The sequence below is a fragment of the Oceanibium sediminis genome (genome assembly GCF_003265325.1).
In the GTDB taxonomy this organism is placed as follows: domain Bacteria; phylum Pseudomonadota; class Alphaproteobacteria; order Rhodobacterales; family Rhodobacteraceae; genus Halovulum; species Halovulum sediminis.
The window spans coordinates 133,003-150,750 of record NZ_QGNX01000004.1 but is presented as its reverse complement, the minus strand read 5'-3'; the positions used below and the strand labels follow the sequence as shown (position 1 = coordinate 150,750).

Here is a 17,748-nt window from a genome sequence, read left to right as displayed (position 1 = left end):
CGCCCGCCCGCTGAGCTGACAGCTTTCGGCGCCGTCGCGGGGGCGCCCGATTCCGGGGCGGCTCTGCCCGCAGTTTCCGCCGCGCCAGACTTTCTGAAGGGATCATGACCATGGTTCAAACGACCCTCGAAACGCCCCGCCTTATCCTGCGCCCGCTGCGCCCCAGCGATGCGGGGCCCTTCGCGATGTACTGCGGCTCGCAGGCGGTGGCGGGTCAGACCCGCACGATCCCCCATCCGCTGCCCCCCGGCGCGACGGAGGCGTTCATCGCCCGCGTTCTGGCGGGCGAAGAGGGGCAGACCGTCTGGGCGATCCAGCCCCGGGCCAGCGAATCCGAAGAGGCGATCGGCGCGATCACCGTGAAGGAAGACGGCGACCTCGGCTACTGGCTGGGGGAGCCGTTCTGGGCCGCCGGCCTCGCGACCGAGGCGGTCGAGGCCGTGGTCGCCCATGCCCATGACGCCGGCGTCCCCCTGCTGCGGGGGGAGGTGTTCCAGGACAATCCCGCCTCGGCCCGGGTGCTGAGCAAGGCGGGGTTCCGCTACCTTGGCGAGGGCCAGTCGTATTCCACCGCGCGCAACGCCATGGTGGATGTCTGGCGCTATGACCACGCAGCCAACGCATGAGCGGGGCCGTGATCCTGCCCCGGCTGATCCTGCGGCCCCTGGTCTGCAGTGACGCGGCGGCGGTGGCCGGGGCGTTGGCAAACGTCAACGTGACCCGCTGGCTCACGGGGGCGCCACGCGACTACACGCTGAACGACGCGAGGGCCTTTGTGTCCCGCGCTTCGGGCGATCCGGGCTACTTCGCGATTTGCCGCCGGGGCAGCTTGATCGGCGTCATCAGCCATGGTGCGGAGCAGGGCCTCGGCTATTGGCTGGCAGAGCCATATTGGGGCAGGGGATATATATCGGAAGTCCTGCCCGCGATGATCGGGCGGGTTTTCGCGGGCGGGGTGCAGGCGATCAAATCCGGCTACATACCGGGCAACACCGCCTCGCGCCGGGCCTTGCAGGCCTGCGGCTTTCACCGGGGCGAGGACGAGTCCGTGCCCGTCGCCGGGGCCGCAGAACCGGCTGTCGTGCGCCGCATGTGGCTGAGCCGCGCGGACTGGGACTTCGCGCGCAACCCCCATATCCTGACCGCGCGGCTGCGCCTCGCGCCCATCGCGCCCGAACACGCCAAGGACGCGGCCGAGGGCGCGAACGATCCCGACGTGGCGCGCATGACGGCCACGATCCCGCATCCCTTCGACAGCGCGCAGGCGCTGGCCTGGATGGGCGACAACCGTTGGTCGGGGCGGCCCGGTTTCCGCTGGGGCGTCTGGCTGAAGGACGGCCCGCTTGTCGGCATGGTGATGATCGGCGGGCATCCGGCGAGCGTCGGCTACTGGATCGCCCGCGCGCATTGGGGCCGGGGCTACGCCACCGAGGCGATGCGCGCCTTCCTGGCCGACGTGTTGGCGCGCCTTGATCTGAAACAGGTCACGGCGGAGGCCTTCGTGGACAATCCCGCCAGCCACCGCGTGCTGGAGAAGCTGGGCTTCACCCGCACCGGAGAGGCCGTGGGCAACAGCCTCGCACGGGTTGAGCCCGCGCCTGTCTTGACGTATCGCTTGAACGCGCAAACCCTTGGAGGCATGCCGTGAAATTCCTGGACCTCGCAAAGGTTTACATTCGCTCCGGTGCGGGCGGCAATGGTGCCGTCAGTTTCCGGCGCGAGAAATACATCGAATTCGGCGGCCCTGACGGGGGCGACGGGGGCAACGGCGGCGCGGTCTGGGCGGAGGCGGTCGAAGGGCTGAACACGCTGATCGACTACCGCTACCAGCAGCATTTCTTTGCCCAGAACGGCAAGGGCGGGGCCGGGCGGCAACGCACCGGGCGCTCGGGCGAGGATATCGTGCTGAAGGTGCCCGTGGGCACGGAAATCCTTGACGAGGACCAGGAAACGCTGATCGCCGACCTGACCGAACTGGGTCAGCGCGTGCTGCTGGCCAAGGGCGGCAACGGCGGTTTCGGCAACCTGCATTTCAAGACCTCGACCAACCAGGCGCCGCGCAACGCGAACCCCGGCCAGCCGGGGGTGGAGCGCACGCTCTGGCTGCGTCTGAAGCTGATCGCCGATGTGGGCCTGCTCGGGCTGCCCAACGCGGGCAAATCGACCTTCCTTGCGGCCACCTCCAATGCGCGGCCCAAGATCGCAGATTACCCGTTTACCACGCTGCACCCGAACCTTGGCGTGGTCGCGGTGGACGGGGCGGAATTCGTGGTCGCCGATATTCCGGGGCTGATCGAAGGCGCGCATGAGGGGCGCGGCATCGGGGACCGGTTCCTCGGCCACGTGGAACGCTGCGCCGTGCTGTTGCACCTGATCGACGCCACCTCGGACACGGTGGCAGAGGATTACACCACAGTGATCCATGAGTTGGAGGCCTATGGCGGGCATCTTGCCGACAAGCCGCGCGTCACCGTGCTGAACAAGATCGATGCGCTGGATGGCGAGCTGATCGCCATGCAGCGGGCGGAGCTTGCACGGGTGATGGACGGCCCGGTGATGGCGATGTCGGGCATTTCCGGCGATGGCGTGACGGAGGTGTTGCGCGCGCTTCGGCGGATCATCTCGCCCCCCCGGGAAGAGGAAACCTCGGCAGGAGAGGGCGAATGGACGCCCTGAATGCTGCCGACCTGATTTCGAACGCGCAACGGGTCGTCATCAAGATCGGCTCGGCGCTCTTGGTGGATGCGGACACGGGTGAGTTGCGCCGCGCCTGGCTGACGGGCCTGGCCGAGGACGTGGCTCGTCTGAAACGCGCTGGCAAGGATGTGCTGCTCGTCAGCTCCGGCTCCATCGCGCTGGGGCGGCGGATTCTGAAGCTTACCTCGTCGGACCGGCTGGACGAGGCGCAGGCCGCGGCCAGTGTCGGGCAGATCCTTCTGGCGCAAAGCTACCAGGAAGTGCTGACACGGCACGGCATCATCGCCGCGCAGATCCTCGTCACGCTGGAGGACAGCGAGAACCGCCGCCGCTACCTGAACACCCGCGCCACGCTCAGAACGCTGCTCGGGCTTGGCACGGTGCCGATCATCAATGAAAATGACACCGTCGCCACCGATGAAATCCGCTATGGCGACAACGATCGGCTGGCGGCGCAGATCGCCTCGCTTTCCGGGGCGGATGTGCTGGTGCTGTTGTCCGACGTGGACGGGCTCTACACCGCGAACCCGCGCGAGGAGCCGGACGCGCGCCATCTGCCCCTGGTCGAGGCGATCACCCCCGAGGTGGAGGCGATGGCTGGCGGCGCCGGCACCGCCGGGGCCAAGGGCGGGATGAAGACCAAGGTGCAGGCGGCGGCCATCGCGATGCGCGCAGGCTGCGCCATGGCGATCGTGCGCGGCGATGTCGACTCGCCCATCTCCGCGCTGGAGGCGGGTGCGCGCTGCACATGGTTCCGCGGCACGTCGGACCCGAAGGCGGCGCGCAAGCAGTGGATCTCGGCGATGAAGCCGCGTGGGCGGATCGTGATCGACGCGGGCGCGGTACGCGCGCTGCTGGCGGGCAAGTCGCTGCTGGCCGCGGGGGTCACCTCGGTCGTGGGCAGTTTCCAGCGCGGCGACCCGGTGGAAATCGCCAGCGACACGGGCGAGGTGCTGACCATCGGCCTTGCCGGGTACGATGCGCGCGACGCCGAGGCGATCCGCGGCTTGAAATCGGGCGAAATCGCCGGAACACTGGGCTATCCCGGGCGCACCGCGCTGGTGCATCGCGACGAGATGGCGATTTGAGGGGGCAGGACATGGACGGAGCGACCAGCGACATTCACGCGTTGATGCAGGACATCGGCAAGCGCGCCAAGGCGGCGGCGCAGGTGCTGGCCACGGCAAGTGCGGCGCAGAAGACGGCGGCGCTGAACGGCGCGGCCGAGGCGGTGCTGGCGCATATGGACGAGATCCTCGCCGCCAACGAGGAAGACCTCGCCTATGCGCGGGACAAGGGGCTGAGCGGCGCGATGATGGATCGCCTGCTGCTGGATGCGGGGCGGGTGCGCGCCATCTCTGACGGGCTGAACGCCGTCGCCGCGCAGGCGGACCCGGTGGGCCGTGTCCTGGCCGAGTGGGATCGCCCCAATGGCTTGCACATTCGCCGGGTCAGCACGCCGCTGGGCGTGATCGGCGTGATCTACGAAAGCCGGCCCAACGTGACGGCGGACGCGGGCGGGCTGTGCCTGAAGTCCGGCAACGCCGCGATCCTGCGCGGCGGCTCGGAAAGCTATCACTCCCCTTCGGCTATTCATCGCTGCCTCGTCGCCGGACTGGAAAGCGCCGGGCTGCCCGCCGACGGTGTGCAGCTGGTCCCGACGCGGGATCGCGCGGCGGTGGGCGAGATGCTGACGATGACGGATTACATCGACGTGGTCGTACCGCGCGGCGGCAAGGGGCTGGTCGGCCGGGTTCAGGCCGACGCGCGGGTGCCGGTATTTGCCCACCTCGAAGGGATCGTGCATATTTACGTCGACGAAAGCGCCGACCCCGAGATGGTGCGCAAGGTTGTCCTGAACGCCAAGACACGGCGCACGGGGATCTGCGGCGCGGCGGAATGCCTGCTGATCGACGAGGGCTACATCGCCCGCCACGGCCTTGCGCTGATCGACGCCCTGCTGGCCGAGGGCGTCGAAGTGCGCGGCGCGGGCACCATCGCGGACCACCCCGGCGCCATCCCCGCGACGGAAGCCGATTGGGGCCGCGAGTACCTCGACATGATCATCGCGGCGCGGCCCGTGGCCGGTGTTGCGGCGGCGATGGAGCATATCCGCCGCTACGGCTCTTCGCACACGGACTGCATCCTGGCCGAGGATGCGGCGGCGGTGGACGCTTTCTTCAGCGGTCTGGACAGCGCGATCCTGATGCACAACGCCTCGACCCAGTTCGCCGATGGCGGGGAATTCGGCATGGGCGCGGAGATCGGCATCGCCACGGGCAAGATCCACGCGCGCGGGCCGGTTGGCGCGGAGCAGCTGACCAGCTTCAAGTACCTGGTCGAAGGGCACGGCGCGGTGCGGCGCTGAGCCAGCGCCGCGCGCCGGGCTCAGAGCTTGCGCGAATACACCACGACATGTTCGCCCACCATGTCGCGGGCCTTGTAGAAAAGGTTCGCGGGGTCATTCTCGGGCTCGGTCGCCAGCCAGACCTCGGCGCAGCCGATGTTGCGCGCCAGGGTCATCACCGCCGCCACAAGGGCCGAGGCGATGCCGCGGCGTTGCTGTGACGGGGTGACGCCCAGTTCATCGATGAAAAGGCTCGGGGCCTTGTCCGCGTGGCGATGGATCACCGCTTTCGCCTGCCCGATGACGACGCCGCGCTCACAGGCGACGAACAGGCGTTGCGCGGGGTCGGCCAGAAGGGCGTCGATGTGATGCGGCTTCAGGGGCCCGTCGAAGACCGTCTCGGCGACCTGGTCCAGCAGGGCGCGGTTCCGGCTTGAAATCTGGGTGATGTGCAGGCTCATGCGCTGAACCCGGGCGCGTTTTCAGGCGTCAGACCCGATATGCGGCACCCCGGCCAGTTGCCGTAACCGGCACGCCGGGGACCCGCAGGGATCACGCGGTTTCAGCCGCGCCAGGTGCGGATCGGTCCGCAATCCATGTGAACGAAGTTGGAGCGGCCGTACTTGCCGACCCCGCCCGCGTTGCAGGCCACCGCGGCTTTCGCCATCTGGCTGATCGAACGCGAGGAAAGCTTCAGGTCCGCCGCCATGCCGCGCAGGTGGTAGGAATTCTGCGCCACCCCGCCGTTGCGCTGGCGCAGCAGGGCGTTCGTCGCTGGCGAGCGGTAGCCGGACACGACGTGATACGCCTCTTCCGTGTCCATCAGCTTCAGCGTCGCGGCCATGATGTCGATGTTGCGGTGGTCGTACTGGATCACCTCGTTCTGGCGCCAGTCGCGCATGAACCAGCTGATCTCGGACAGGGCTTCGGGGATGTACTTGCCCTCGACCCAGTAGATGGTGTCCACGCTTTCGCCGGTTCTGGTAGAGCGCAGCCTGACGCGGCGGATATCCCCGGCGCCCCGAAGGAAACCGGCGGCATTGGCGTACACAGGGGCCGCGGTCGCGACGGCTGTGGAGAAGATGCCCGCAAGAACGTCACGGCGGGACGGTGTGTTCATTTTTCTGATCATCTGCCTGCGTGTGTTATCGTTTCTGAACCGAGCCTCAAGGCGTCCGAGCTATTTTCCCAGATCGCTGTTGGCACTGTCGTGCCCGTGCCGCTGACCTGCCTGACGCGCTCACGGTAGGGGGACTATGGCATTTGACACAGTAGCGGCCAACCTGTTGTTCACCATGCCACCGGTTCATGCGCGAAAATCCGCCGAATCGGGCGTGTGACTTCCCAGGAATCGTTGCGTGGCCGCAACAGAACGTCGCGTTGCGGCAAAAGTCACACGATGCCCGGAAATAAGCACCGCACACGGGCATGTCACTTTGATGTAATTTTCAGCCAAGATACTGTCGGTGACAAACCCCTGCCGCGATAGGATCGCGGCAGGGGGGCGAGTGTATATCGAGCGTTAATAAAGAATAGGAATGTTACGATGATGTTCGGAAAAGCTGTATTTCTGGGTTTGACGATGGCGGCTTCTCCGCTTGCCATTGGCGCCGGCTTTGCAACATCGCCCAATGCCGCCGTTACGGCAGCTTCAAGTATCGTCGCCCCGGACAGGGTTCTGTCCGAAGAACAGGCGGCGATGCGCGACGCCTTGGTCGCGGGCGGCGACGCGCTTGCGCCGCTGGCGCGGGTTTACGAGGTGCATGATTTCCAGCCGATCTGGGATGACGGCAAGTCTGAGGCGCTGCTCGCCAGCCTTTGGGGCGCGGGCGATCATGGCCTGCCGGTCGCCCGTTACCGGGTCGAGCGTCTGGCCGGAATGGCCGCCGAGGGGACCGACGCGCGCATCGCGCGGGAGATCGCCTTTTCCCGCGCCTTCCTGCGCTACGCGCGTGACGTGAACTCCGGCCTGCTCGAGCCGCGCTCGGCGGATCGCGATATCGTCGTCTCCCCCAAGCGGCCCGACCCGGTCGCGCTGCTCGAAGGGCTGGCGGACACGCCGGACGCCGCCGACTACATCGCGGCGCTGGCGCCGGGGCACAAGGATTACGAGAACCTGCTCGCCGAGAAGAAACGGCTCGAAGCGCTGATCGCCGCCGGCGGTTGGGGCGAGGCGGTCGCGAACGGCCCGACCTTGCGCCAGGGCGACACCGGCCCGCGTGTGACGCAGATGCGCACTCGCCTCGGCGCGATGGACGGCGTGGATTACGGGACGGAACCGACCTTCGATCTGGCGCTTGCCGACGCCGTGAAGGCGTTCCAGCTGCGTCACGGCCTGAACGATGACGGCGTCGCCGGGCCGAAAACGATCGAGGCGCTGAACGCCACACCCACGGACCGGCTGAAGCAGGTGCTCGTCAACCTGGAGCGGCAGCGCTGGTTGAACTACGACCGGGGCGACCGGCACATCTATGTCAACCAGGCCGATTTCACCGTCCAGCTGATCGATCATGGCAAGGTGACGCTGCACAGCCGCGTGGTCATCGGCAAGAACCGGCACCGCACCCAGGAATTCAACGACGAGATGACCCATATGGTCGTCAACCCGACCTGGCACGTGCCGCGCTCCATTGCGACGGAGGAGATGCTGCCGAAGCTGCAGCGCAACCCGAACGCGCTTGGCGGTTCCATGCAGGTGATGACGCGGAGCGGCACGCGGATCAATCCCGCGCTGGTGGATTTCAACCAGTTCAACGCGTCGAACTTCCCGTTCATCGTCAAGCAGCTCCCCGGCGGGGGCAATGCCCTGGGGCGGGTAAAGTTCATGTTCCCGAACAAGTTCAGCATCTATCTGCATGATACCCCGACCAAAAGCCTGTTCGCCAAGGACACGCGCGCCTACAGCCACGGCTGTGTGCGTGTTCAGAAGCCGTTCGAGCTGGCCGAGCTGCTGCTGGCGCCCCAGTCGGACGACCCGGCGGCCACGTTCCGCCGGCACCTCGACAGCGGTTCCGAGCGTTACGTAAACCTGGAGACGCCGGTGCCGGTGTACCTGACCTACCAGTCGGCCTGGGTCGACGGGTTCGGTGTGCCGCAGTACCGCGCCGACATCTACGGCCGCGATGGCCGGGTCTTCGATGCGCTCAGCAAGGCGGGCGTCACGCTGGCTGCGGTTGAAGGCTGAGGCGCGAACACGTAAATGGTTTTGAGGGGGCGGCCGCGTTCGCGTTGGCCGCCCCCGTTGTTCTGGATACGAACCGCAAGGGACGTCGGATGAAGTATACCCTGGGGGACATCGCGCAGGCGCTCGGCGCCGAGGCGGCGGGCGATCTGTCGCTGCCGATCAGCGGCGTGGCAGAGCCCGCGGTCGCAGAGCGCGGTGAGCTGGCCCTGGCGATGGAGCCGACCTTCGCCGAGAAACTGGGCGAGGGCGCGGCCGAGGCGGCGGTGCTCTGGCCCGACGCGGACTGGCAGGCGATGGGGCTGAAAGGCGCGATCTTCGCGCCCCGGTCGCGTTACGTGCTGGCGGGGGTCGCCCGGGTCTTCGCCCATGAGCTGCACATGAACGAGGGGATCCACCCCACCGCGATCGTCGAGCCCGGCGCCGAGATCGGCGAGGGCGCGCGGATCGGCCCGTTCTGCTATATCGCAAAGGGTGTCCGGATTGGCCCGAATGCGTTGATTTTCAACCACGTATCCATCGGTCTTGATGTACGGATCGGGGCGGATGCGGTGCTGCACCCCCAGGTGCATATCGGCCCGCGCGTCGTCATCGGGGACCGGTTTATCTGCCAGCCCGGCGCGACCATCGGCGGCGACGGGTTTTCCTTTGTCAGCCCCAGCCGCGACGCGGTCGAGGAAGCGCGCGAGAGCGGGACGATCTCCGAGGCGAGCCGCACGACCGGGTTCGTGCGGATCAACTCCCTCGGCTCGGTCACCATCGGTCATGACGTGGAGGTGGGCGCGAACGCGACGATCGATCGCGGCACGATCTCGGACACGCGCGTCGGGGATGGCACCAAGATCGACGACCTCGTCTGCATCGGGCACAACGTGCAGGTGGGGCGGCATTGCCTGTTGTGCGGTCAGTCCGGCGTCGCCGGCTCCACCGTGATCGGGGACCGGGTGGTCCTTGGCGGCAAGGCGGGACTGGCGGATCACCTGACGGTCGGCTCGGACGTGATCGTCGCCGGGGCCTCAGCTGTGTCCTCGCATATTCCGCCCGGACGCGTCATGATGGGCAACCCGGCCATGAAGATGGAACTCAACGTGGAGTCCTACAAGGCCATCCGACGCTTGCCCCGAACCATGGCCAAGCTTGATGCGCTGCAAAAACTGGTTTCAAAGCACTTCCCGAACGGGTAAGGGAAACCCCGATAATGATCGAGGATACGCATGCCCAAGTCTGTTGAAGAACAGGTAATTGCCATCATCGCAGAGCAGGCTCTGATCGAACCGGGCGATGTATCCATGGACTCGACGCTTGAGGATCTGGGCATCGATTCCCTGGGCCTGGTCGAAGCGGTTTTCGCCATCGAAGAGACGTTCGACGTCTCGGTTCCGTTCAATGCCAATGATCCGGCGGAGTCTGAATTCGATATCACCAACGTCAAATCCATGGTCGCCGCTGTCGAAAAGCTGGTGGTGGAAAAGAGTGGCTGACACCCGCATATGAAACGTGTCGTAATTACAGGACAGGGCGCCATATCCGCCCTAGGACAGAGCGCCGAGGAAAACCTCACCGCGATGCGCGAGGGGCGGAACGGGATCGGAACGCTTGAATTCCCGAATGCGGATCGCCTGTCGATCACCATCGGCGGACAGTTGAAAACCTATGATCCGGGCGCGCGGTTCACCCGCCAGCAGATCACGCTTTACGATGTCTTCACCCAGTTCGCCCTTATCGCGGCCGAGGAAGCCGTGGCCCAGTCCGGGCTTGTGTTTTCGGACGAACTGGCCGCCGACGCGGGTGTCGTACTCGGCACCGCCGGTGGCGGGTTGCAGACGCAGGACGAAAACTATCGCTCGGTCTACGAGGACGGCAAGAACCGGGTGCATCCCTTCGTGGTGCCGCGCCTGATGAACAATGCCGCGGCGAGCCATGTGTCGATGGTGCACGGATTGCAGGGGCCGGCGTTCACCGTGGCCACCGCCTGCGCCTCCTCGAACCACGCGATGGGGCAGGCGTTCAACCTGATCCGGACCGGCGCGAGCAAGGTGATGCTGGCGGGCGGCTCGGAAAGCATGCTGTGCTTTGGCGGGATCAAGGCCTGGGAGGGTCTGCGCGTCATGTCCAAGGACGGCTGCCGTCCCTTCTCGGCCAATCGCAACGGCATGGTCCAGGGCGAGGGGGCCGCTGTCTTCGTGTTCGAGGAATACGAGCACGCCCGCACCCGTGGCGCGGATATCCTGGCGGAGGTGGTGGGGTTCGCCATGACCTCGGACGCGTCCGACATCGTGATGCCGAACAAGCAGGGCGCCAAGCGCGCCATTGCCGGGGCCTTGCGGGACGCGGGCCTGCCGGGCGAGGCGATCGGCTACATCAACGCCCATGGCACCGGCACGACCGCGAACGACCGGACCGAATGCGCCGCGGTGCGCGAGGTGTTCGGTGCTCATGCGGATTCGCTGATGATCTCGTCCACGAAGTCCATGCATGGCCATCTGATCGGCGGCACCGGCGCGGTGGAGCTTCTGGCCTGCATCATGGCGCTGCGCGAAGGGGTGATCGCGCCGACGATCAACTACGAAAGCCCCGATCCCGAATGCGACCTGGACGTGGTGCCCAACACCGCGCGCGAAGCGCGGGTCGAGGCGACGCTCAGCAATGCCTTTGCGTTCGGGGGCCTCAACGCCGTGTTGGCGTTGAAGCGATTCGCCTGAATAGGGGCTGATCAGCGGCTGGTCAGCGCCTCGTAAGCCGCGGTGAACCCGCTGAGCGAGACGTTCAGAATCACGGGGTCCTCGGGGGCTGAAACGGACAGGATCCGCAGCCGCGCGGTTGCGCCCCGCTTCATGGCGTCCACTTCCGAAGCGGTCATGCCGAAACGCGCGAAACAGCCCGAGCGGGTGCACCAGCTGAACGGATACTGACGGGCCGCGCCGCTGTCGACCTGCAGGACGAGCCCTTCGGACAGCAAGGTGCCGAGCGGCGTGATGGCGGTCACGCCAAGGGCCGCGTCAGCACTTTCGGGCAGGGCTACCAGGCTGAGCTCGGAAACCGGGTTCAGCGATTCATCCCGTGCAAGCTGGTACATGAAGCAGTTGTTGGTGGTCGTTTCGCAGCGCAGTTCCCAGTCTCCGAAGGCCTCGATCGACAGGTTCTCGGGCAGGTCGGGCGTACTCTCCTCGCCGCTCGCCGGATCTGCGGGCGCGTCCGCCTGCGGCTCGGCCGGGGTTGCTTCTTCGGCGGCAGCTTCCGCTTCGGGGGCCGTCTCTTCGGTCGTCGTCTGAGCGCTCAGCGGGCTGGCCATCAGCACGAGCGCCAGGGCGGAACTGGTGAAACGATTGAAAAATGTCACGATCGATTGCCTCCTTGGGGATGGACTCCCGGTTTTCCGGATTCAGGTGTCAGGTCGCCCCGGGGTTGTCAACGCGGAGGCGCGCCCGCCGGTGGCATCCGCCGGTTATTGCCGAAGGGTCTTGCGACACGAAAAAAGACACCCCGTAAGGTGCCTTTTTCGGCTGCGGAGCAGCTCTCTCTCCCTGTCGGACCGGCCGACTTGTGTTCCGGAGGCTAGGCAATGACCACGCCCACGTCAACAGGGTTCAGCGATGAATACCGGTTAATTTCTTGCGCCCAAGCGTCGCATACTGCACGAGCCCATGAAGAGGGCCGCACCCGGGGGGTGCGGCCAAGTCCAACAGGGAGGAATTACGACACCGTGACGCTAGCCCCCACGCCGTAACTATACCATGGCGTGTATAGGTTAATTTTGTATGTTGCAGTCAGCACGTAGTTGAACCGAGGACCACATGGCCGACGACGAGACGATCTTCCTGGGCGGCGGAGGCCCGGATTACGCCACGCCCCAGACGCTGAAGCTGAAATACGCCAACCGCCACGGGCTGATCGCCGGGGCCACGGGTACCGGCAAGACAGTGACCTTGCAGATCATGGCCGAAAGCTTCTCGGCCGCCGGCGTGCCGGTGTTCCTGTCGGACGTGAAGGGGGACCTGTCGGGCCTTGCGACGGCTGGATCCCCGGCGGACAAGCTGCACGACGCGTTGCAGAGCCGGGCCAGGACCATCGGCTTCAGCGATTACGGGTATGACGGCTTCCCCGTCGTCTTCTGGGACATGTTCGGGGAAAAAGGCCACCCCGTGCGCACCACGATTTCCGAGATGGGGCCGCTTCTTCTGTCGCGCCTGCTGGATCTGACAGAGGCGCAGGAAGGGGTGCTGAACATCGCCTTCCGCATCGCGGATGAGCAGGGCCTGCCGCTTCTGGACCTTAAGGACCTGCGCGCGCTTCTGATCTGGCTGGGGGAGAACGCGAAAGCCGTCTCGCTGGAATACGGCAACGTCGCCACCGCCTCGGTCGGGGCGATCCAGCGGCGGCTGATCGTGCTGGAGAACCAGGGCGGCGAGGGCTTCTTCGGGGAACCGGCGCTGACGCTGGAGGACATGATCGCGGTCAGCGCGGGCGGGCAGGGGCGGATCAACGTGCTGGCCGCTGACAGGCTGATGCAAAGCCCGCGGCTTTACGCGACCTTCCTGCTGTGGCTATTGTCCGAACTGTTCGAGCAACTGCCCGAGGTGGGCGACCCCGACAAGCCGAAGTTCGTCTTCTTCTTCGACGAGGCGCACCTGTTGTTCGATGACGCCCCCAAGGCGCTGGTCGACAAGGTAGAACAGGTGGCGCGGCTGATCCGCTCGAAAGGGGTGGGGGTGTTCTTCGTCACCCAGAACCCCGACGATGTGCCGGGCGACATCCTCGGCCAGCTTGGCAACCGCGTGCAGCACGCGCTGCGCGCCTTCACGCCCCGAGACCAGCGTGCGCTGAAGGCCGCGGCCGAGACGTTCCGCCCCAATGAGCGTTTCGACACCGCCGAGGCGATCCGCGAGGTGGGCGTCGGCGAGGCGCTCGTCTCCACCCTGCAGAAGAAGGGGGTGCCAGGTGTGGTCGAGCGGGTGCTGATCCGCCCGCCGTCCTCACGGCTTGGTCCGATCGATGACGCCCAGCGCCGCGCGGTCGTCGCGGCCTCGCCCATTGCCGGGCTTTACGACAGCGCCGTCGATGCGCACAGCGCGTTCGAGATGCTGAAGGCCCGCGCCGAGGAAGCCGCCGCCGAGGCGGAGGCGGCTGAGAAAGCTGAGAAGGCGGAAGAAGAGCGGGAATTCAAAGCGGCGCGGCGATATGGCGGCGAGAGCCGCGACGCAAGCCGCCCCCGCGCGTCACGCACCGATACGATCGGCGAGACTCTGGTGAAATCGGTGATCAAGACGGCCTCCACCCAGTCGGGGCGAAAGTTCATCCGCGGCGTCCTCGGCGGGCTGTTCCGCGGGCGCTGAGGCCCCGCCCGCGCAACTCAGATCTTTCGCACGCGGATCTGTGTCAGGCGGTTTCTTTCGCGCCCGGTGACCTGGAACCTGAAGCCGTGGAAGTTGAAGGTCTGGCCGACGGTCGGGATCGTCTGCGCCTCGTGGATGACCAGTCCGGCGACAGTGTTCGCCTCGTCGTCGGGAAGTTGCCATTCGCATGCGCGGTTCAGGTCGCGGATCGTCATGCCGCCCTCGACCAGGACGGAGCCGTCAGCCTCGGGCGTCAGGGTCTGTTCTTCCTCGTCGTGTTCGTCGGCGATTTCCCCGACGATTTCCTCCAGGATGTCTTCCAGCGTGATCAACCCGCGCAGGGCGCCGTATTCGTCCACCACCAGCGCGAAGTGGGACTTGCGGCGCAGGAACTGGCGCATCTGGTCGTCCAGCGTCGTGGTTTCGGGCACGAAGTAGGGTTCCATCGCGACATCGAGGACGTTGAAGTTCTCTAGATTCTGCAAGCCGTTTTCCGAACCGCGCAGCAGTGTTTCCACGGCGCGCAGCAGATCCTTCGCATGGATCACGCCGATGATGTTCTCGGGGTCGTCGCGAAACACCGGCAGGCGCGTGTAGGGCGACTTCAGGCACTGGGACAGGATGTCCTGGGGCGGGTCCGACGCGTCGATCAGCTCGATGCTCTGGCGGTGGAGCATGATCTCCTCCACCTCGCGCTGGCCGAGGTCGAGCGCGCCGAGCAGGCGGTCCCGCTCCTCGCGCATCACGCCGCCTTCGGAGTGATGCAGCGCGATGGCGCCGGCGATTTCCTCCTGTGCGGCCATGATGCTGGCCTCGGGGTCGGTCTGGACGCCCATCAGGCCGAGCACGAGCCGCACCAGCCAGCGCACCGCGTTCACGACCGGTGAGAAGACGCGCACCACGACCGAGATCACGGGGGCCACGCGGGTGGCGGCGGTCTCGGCGTTGGTGATGGCATAGGTCTTGGGCATCACCTCGGCGAAGATCAGGACCAGCGCGGTCATCACCAGCGTCGCGAGCGCAACGCCGCTGTCCCCGAACAGCACCGTCAGCAGGGACGTGGCGAGCGAGGTGGCGAGGATGTTGACCAGGTTGTTGCCCAGCAGCACCGCGCCGATCAGCCGCTCGTTATCCTCGGTCAGGCGCAGCGCCGTGTCGGCCCCGCGCGATCCCTTGTCCGACAGCCCGTGCAGCTTGGCGCGGCTGGCCGCCGTCAGCGCGGTTTCCGAGCCCGAGAAGAACGCGGAGAGCATCAAAAGCCCCAGCACGGCCAGGATGGTGCCCCAAAGGGCGGCATCCCATCCCGAAGAGGTGGCGGCGGCGGCGATTTCAGTTTCCATGCGGCGGGGGTCCTTGAGAGGCAATTGAGAAGTCTAAGTTATGGGGCCGGGCGGCGGTTGCTTCAAGCGCGGGTGCGCCCGATACGTCGCCCAGGGCCGTGCGGATCGCACATCGGTCCCCGGATCCGGGGACCGCGCCGCGAACGGCGGCGCGAAGGGGTGGGCGTACCGGCGTCATGCGAGCGGGTGATTGTCCAGTACGATCTGCTTCAGCCGCTCTTCCAGGACATGGGTGTAGATTTCCGTCGTTGCCACATCTGCGTGGCCCAGCAGGGCCTGGATCGCGCGCAGGTCCGCGCCGTGGGCCAGCAGATGCGTGGCAAAGGCATGGCGCAGCGTATGTGGAGAGACCGCGTCCGGCGCGATACCGGCCCGCGCGGCCATCTGCTTGACCAGCAGGAAGAACTGGTTGCGGGTGATATGCCCCGCCTTCGAGCGGCTGGGGAACAGATAGGCCGACGCTATGCCGCCCTGGTCCACGCGCAATGCCTCGTCCCGGTCGCGCAGGGCCAGCCAGGCGGCCATGGCGTCGCGGGCCGGGTCCGACAGGGGCACCATGCGTTCCTTGCCGCCCTTGCCGCGCACGAACAGGGTGCGCGGATCGCCCCGCGCGGCGCTGACTGGCAGGCTGACCAGCTCGCTGACCCGCAGGCCGGTGGCGTAGAGCACCTCCATCAGGCAGGCGTTGCGGCAGCGCTCGGTTTCGGTGCGTCCGGTCTCGGCTGCGGCGGAGAGCAGGCGGTCGACCTCTTCCTCGCTGAGGGTGCCGGGCAGGTGGCGCCCCGGTCGCGGCCCGCGGATCAGCGCGGCCGGGTCGTCGCTGCGCAGCCCCTCGACAAAGGCGAAACGATAGAAGCCGCGAATGGCCGACAGCCGTCGCGCCCTTGTCGCGGGGCTGCGGCCCAGCGCTTCCAGCGTGCTCAGGTGCTTTTCGATATCGGTGCGGCTGGCGGTTTCGACGCTGGTTTCCGCGCCCAGGCCTTCGGCGAAGGCGCGCAGGTCACGGGCGTAGCTTTCCAGCGTTGTCCGCGCCGCGCCGCGCTCGGCCTGGAGCGCTTCGAGGTACTCGGAAAACCAGCGGTGCGACACGGCTCACGCCTCCGGCAGGAGCAGAAGTGTCTCCGCCGCGATCTGCCGGGCCTGGGGTTCAAGCCCCGCCACGCGCAGCAGGTAGAGGGCGGACGTCAGGTCCCCTGGGTCGATCTCCGGCCCCGGTGCAAGCAGGGCAAGCGTGCGCAACAGCCCCTCGCCATAGGCGGTGCCGGTGAGCAGCGCCTCGATCCGCGACGCATCTTCGGAGGGGGCGGTGCGCCTGGTCAGGCCGGCGATGACCGCCGCCTTCAGCGGTGGCAGGGCCGTGTCCCCGGCCAGGGGCAGTTCCTCGCCCCGCGCGAAGGCGGCGAAGAATCGGCTGGCCCGGTCGTTCGTGTCGGGGAACCAGTCCGCCGCCGCCGCACCCCGATTGGCCAGCAGCAGCAACTCCCCGATCCGCTGGCGGGTGGCGGGCGACAGGGCAGGCTTGGGAAGCGCGTCGAGCTGGCGGGCATAGACCCGGGCCAGCGCGGGGCGCAGCTTCTGCGCGGCAAACGCGCGATCGGCGGCCTGAAGAGCATCGGAAATATCGTCGGCCTCACCTATGGCGAGCGCCTGGTCCAGCTTGCGGGTCAGCGCCATGCGATCCCACACCCCGCCCGAGGCCGCCGGGGTGCCGTCACGATACGCCGCGAACAGCACATCGGGGCTGAGCGCGCCTTCGCGAACAAGCCGTTCGCGGGCGATCAGCCGCGCGCGCAGCGGCGCGGAATCGGCGGCGTCGGGGAAAAGGAAGGCCAGCGGCAGGCTTCCTGCGGGGCGGGGCAGGGCCACCGCCTCGCGCAGGATGAAGTCGAGCGTGGTCAGCGGCTCGGGGATGGGGGGCGGGTCGACGCCCTCGAACAGCTCGGGGTCGAGGAAACGGGACAGCAGCGCCTCCTCGTGGACGGAGATTTCGCCCACCTCCCGGCCGAGGTTCAGCGTCAGCGCCGCGGCGGACCAGTCCCCCAGCAGCGCAAGGCAGTAGACCCGCGCCATCAGCGTGGGCGACAGGCCGGGCGAGTCGCTCAGGCGCGCGCACAGCGGATCGGCGCGCCCCTTCAGCAGGGCGATGTCGAAGGCGCGGCGGAACAGGTCTGGCGTTTCGTGCCCGGTGGCGGAGAGCAGGGCGGCGGCGTCGTCCAGCCGGCCTGCGGCCATCAGCGTGTCGATGCGCGACAACAGCACACCGTTGGCGGCCCCCGAACCGACCGGGGCCTTGGTATCGGCGAGCATCAGCGTCACATGCAGGTCAACCGTCGCCGGCACGCCCCTGAGTTCCTGCGCATAGATCAGGTTGCGCACCCGCAGCGCGGACAGCGTGCCCCAGATATCGCGCGGCAGACCCGTTTCCTCCGGGGCGAGCACGCCGATTCCATCGCGCACCGGATCGTCGAGGGACGAGGTCAGGATCGCCGCCGGCTCGAAGGGCGCCACCGCGTCCGACGGGGGGCGCGGGCCGGGCCCGACCGGCTCGGGGGGCTGGTCCAGCACGTCGGACAGCCAGCCGATCACGCTGCGCGGGGGCTCACTGGCCGGGGCAACGCCCGCCGTCACGGCCAGAAGGGCCGCCAGAAATGCAGGATAGGTGCGCCTCATCCGGTGGGCGGCTCAAGCGGAATCACCCGCGGCTCGACCGGTGCGGGCAGATCGAAGATCAGCGCGTAGCCGGACAATCCGATCCCCGCAAGGATCAGAAGGTAGATCAGGTACTTCAATAGCCGTCCCATGTGACCCCTGCCTGTTTTTCTGTTCCCGGCCCATTGGCTTGGGCCTTAT

At 67.2% G+C, this 17,748-nt stretch carries 17 protein-coding genes; 10 read left to right on the top strand and 7 right to left on the bottom strand.

What is annotated here, in order from left to right:
* Nucleotides 1–110 precede the first annotated feature (110 nt).
* Genes DJ029_RS11875 through DJ029_RS11855 form a run of 5 tightly spaced genes read left to right on the top strand, consistent with a single transcriptional unit; the run spans nt 111 to nt 5,065 of the window.
* On the top strand, nt 111–626 hold the full coding sequence (locus DJ029_RS11875; protein ID WP_232823060.1) for a GNAT family N-acetyltransferase: 516 nt from the start codon (nt 111–113) through the stop codon (nt 624–626).
* Nucleotides 623–1,648, top strand: coding sequence for a GNAT family N-acetyltransferase (locus DJ029_RS11870; protein ID WP_112322691.1), 1,026 nt, complete (start codon nt 623–625; stop codon nt 1,646–1,648). The genes DJ029_RS11875 and DJ029_RS11870 overlap by 4 nt, the downstream gene beginning before the upstream one ends.
* Nucleotides 1,645–2,676 carry a GTPase ObgE gene (gene obgE, locus DJ029_RS11865; RefSeq protein ID WP_112322690.1) on the top strand — a complete coding sequence of 344 codons (1,032 nt, stop codon included), beginning with the start codon at nt 1,645–1,647 and terminating at the stop codon, nt 2,674–2,676. Before DJ029_RS11870 ends, obgE begins: the two co-directional genes overlap by 4 nt.
* Complete coding sequence (proB, locus tag DJ029_RS11860; RefSeq protein WP_112322689.1) at nt 2,664–3,785, top strand: glutamate 5-kinase; 1,122 nt, start codon at nt 2,664–2,666, stop codon at nt 3,783–3,785. The genes obgE and proB overlap by 13 nt, the downstream gene beginning before the upstream one ends.
* 11 nt (nt 3,786–3,796) lie before the next feature.
* Nucleotides 3,797–5,065 carry a glutamate-5-semialdehyde dehydrogenase gene (locus DJ029_RS11855; protein WP_112322688.1) on the top strand — a complete coding sequence of 423 codons (1,269 nt, stop codon included), beginning with the start codon at nt 3,797–3,799 and terminating at the stop codon, nt 5,063–5,065.
* A 20-nt stretch (nt 5,066–5,085) separates the two neighbouring features.
* Here the strand turns inward: DJ029_RS11855 and DJ029_RS11850 are convergent, their stop codons facing one another.
* A complete protein-coding gene (locus DJ029_RS11850) occupies nt 5,086–5,505 on the bottom strand; it encodes a GNAT family N-acetyltransferase (RefSeq protein WP_112322687.1) in 420 nt (139 codons plus the stop codon).
* 101 nt (nt 5,506–5,606) lie between these two features.
* The gene (gene mepK / locus DJ029_RS11845; protein WP_232823059.1) at nt 5,607–6,164 is read right to left on the bottom strand and encodes a peptidoglycan L,D-endopeptidase MepK; all 558 of its coding nucleotides are present in this window, start codon (nt 6,162–6,164) and stop codon (nt 5,607–5,609) included.
* A gap of 579 nt (nt 6,165–6,743) precedes the next feature.
* Here mepK and DJ029_RS11840 point away from each other — a divergent pair.
* The 4 genes from DJ029_RS11840 to DJ029_RS11825 all read left to right on the top strand — a co-directional run bounded on the left by DJ029_RS11840 (nt 6,744) and on the right by DJ029_RS11825 (nt 10,927).
* Nucleotides 6,744–8,228 carry a L,D-transpeptidase family protein gene (locus tag DJ029_RS11840; protein WP_232823058.1) on the top strand — a complete coding sequence of 495 codons (1,485 nt, stop codon included), beginning with the start codon at nt 6,744–6,746 and terminating at the stop codon, nt 8,226–8,228.
* Nucleotides 8,229–8,317: 89 nt separating this feature from the next.
* Nucleotides 8,318–9,409: a UDP-3-O-(3-hydroxymyristoyl)glucosamine N-acyltransferase gene (gene lpxD / locus DJ029_RS11835; RefSeq protein ID WP_112322684.1), complete on the top strand. Its 1,092-nt coding sequence runs from the start codon at nt 8,318–8,320 to the stop codon at nt 9,407–9,409.
* A 30-nt stretch (nt 9,410–9,439) separates the two neighbouring features.
* Nucleotides 9,440–9,706, top strand: a complete 267-nt coding sequence (locus DJ029_RS11830) for an acyl carrier protein (RefSeq protein WP_112322683.1) — start codon at nt 9,440–9,442, stop codon at nt 9,704–9,706.
* A gap of 9 nt (nt 9,707–9,715) precedes the next feature.
* Nucleotides 9,716–10,927: a beta-ketoacyl-[acyl-carrier-protein] synthase family protein gene (locus DJ029_RS11825; protein ID WP_112322682.1), complete on the top strand. Its 1,212-nt coding sequence runs from the start codon at nt 9,716–9,718 to the stop codon at nt 10,925–10,927.
* Nucleotides 10,928–10,938: 11 nt separating this feature from the next.
* Here DJ029_RS11825 and DJ029_RS11820 read toward each other — a convergent pair whose 3' ends face one another.
* On the bottom strand, nt 10,939–11,565 hold the full coding sequence (locus DJ029_RS11820) for an invasion associated locus B family protein (RefSeq protein WP_112322681.1): 627 nt from the start codon (nt 11,563–11,565) through the stop codon (nt 10,939–10,941).
* Nucleotides 11,566–12,019: 454 nt separating this feature from the next.
* Here DJ029_RS11820 and DJ029_RS11815 point away from each other — a divergent pair, with 454 nt between their 5' ends.
* Nucleotides 12,020–13,558 carry a helicase HerA-like domain-containing protein gene (locus DJ029_RS11815; protein ID WP_112322680.1) on the top strand — a complete coding sequence of 513 codons (1,539 nt, stop codon included), beginning with the start codon at nt 12,020–12,022 and terminating at the stop codon, nt 13,556–13,558.
* Between the two features lie 17 nt (nt 13,559–13,575).
* On the opposite strand, the gene DJ029_RS11810 is transcribed toward DJ029_RS11815, so the two are convergent.
* From DJ029_RS11810 to DJ029_RS22410, 4 genes are all read right to left on the bottom strand, one after another.
* The gene (locus DJ029_RS11810; RefSeq protein WP_112322679.1) at nt 13,576–14,898 is read right to left on the bottom strand and encodes an HlyC/CorC family transporter; all 1,323 of its coding nucleotides are present in this window, start codon (nt 14,896–14,898) and stop codon (nt 13,576–13,578) included.
* Nucleotides 14,899–15,072: 174 nt separating this feature from the next.
* Entirely contained in the window at nt 15,073–15,987 is a 915-nt protein-coding gene (locus DJ029_RS11805; RefSeq protein ID WP_112322678.1) for a site-specific tyrosine recombinase XerD, read from the bottom strand.
* 3 nt (nt 15,988–15,990) lie between these two features.
* Nucleotides 15,991–17,568: a hypothetical protein gene (locus tag DJ029_RS11800; protein WP_112322677.1), complete on the bottom strand. Its 1,578-nt coding sequence runs from the start codon at nt 17,566–17,568 to the stop codon at nt 15,991–15,993.
* Complete coding sequence (locus DJ029_RS22410; RefSeq protein ID WP_258165089.1) at nt 17,565–17,699, bottom strand: hypothetical protein; 135 nt, start codon at nt 17,697–17,699, stop codon at nt 17,565–17,567. Before DJ029_RS22410 ends, DJ029_RS11800 begins: the two co-directional genes overlap by 4 nt.
* Nucleotides 17,700–17,748: the final 49 nt, after the last annotated feature.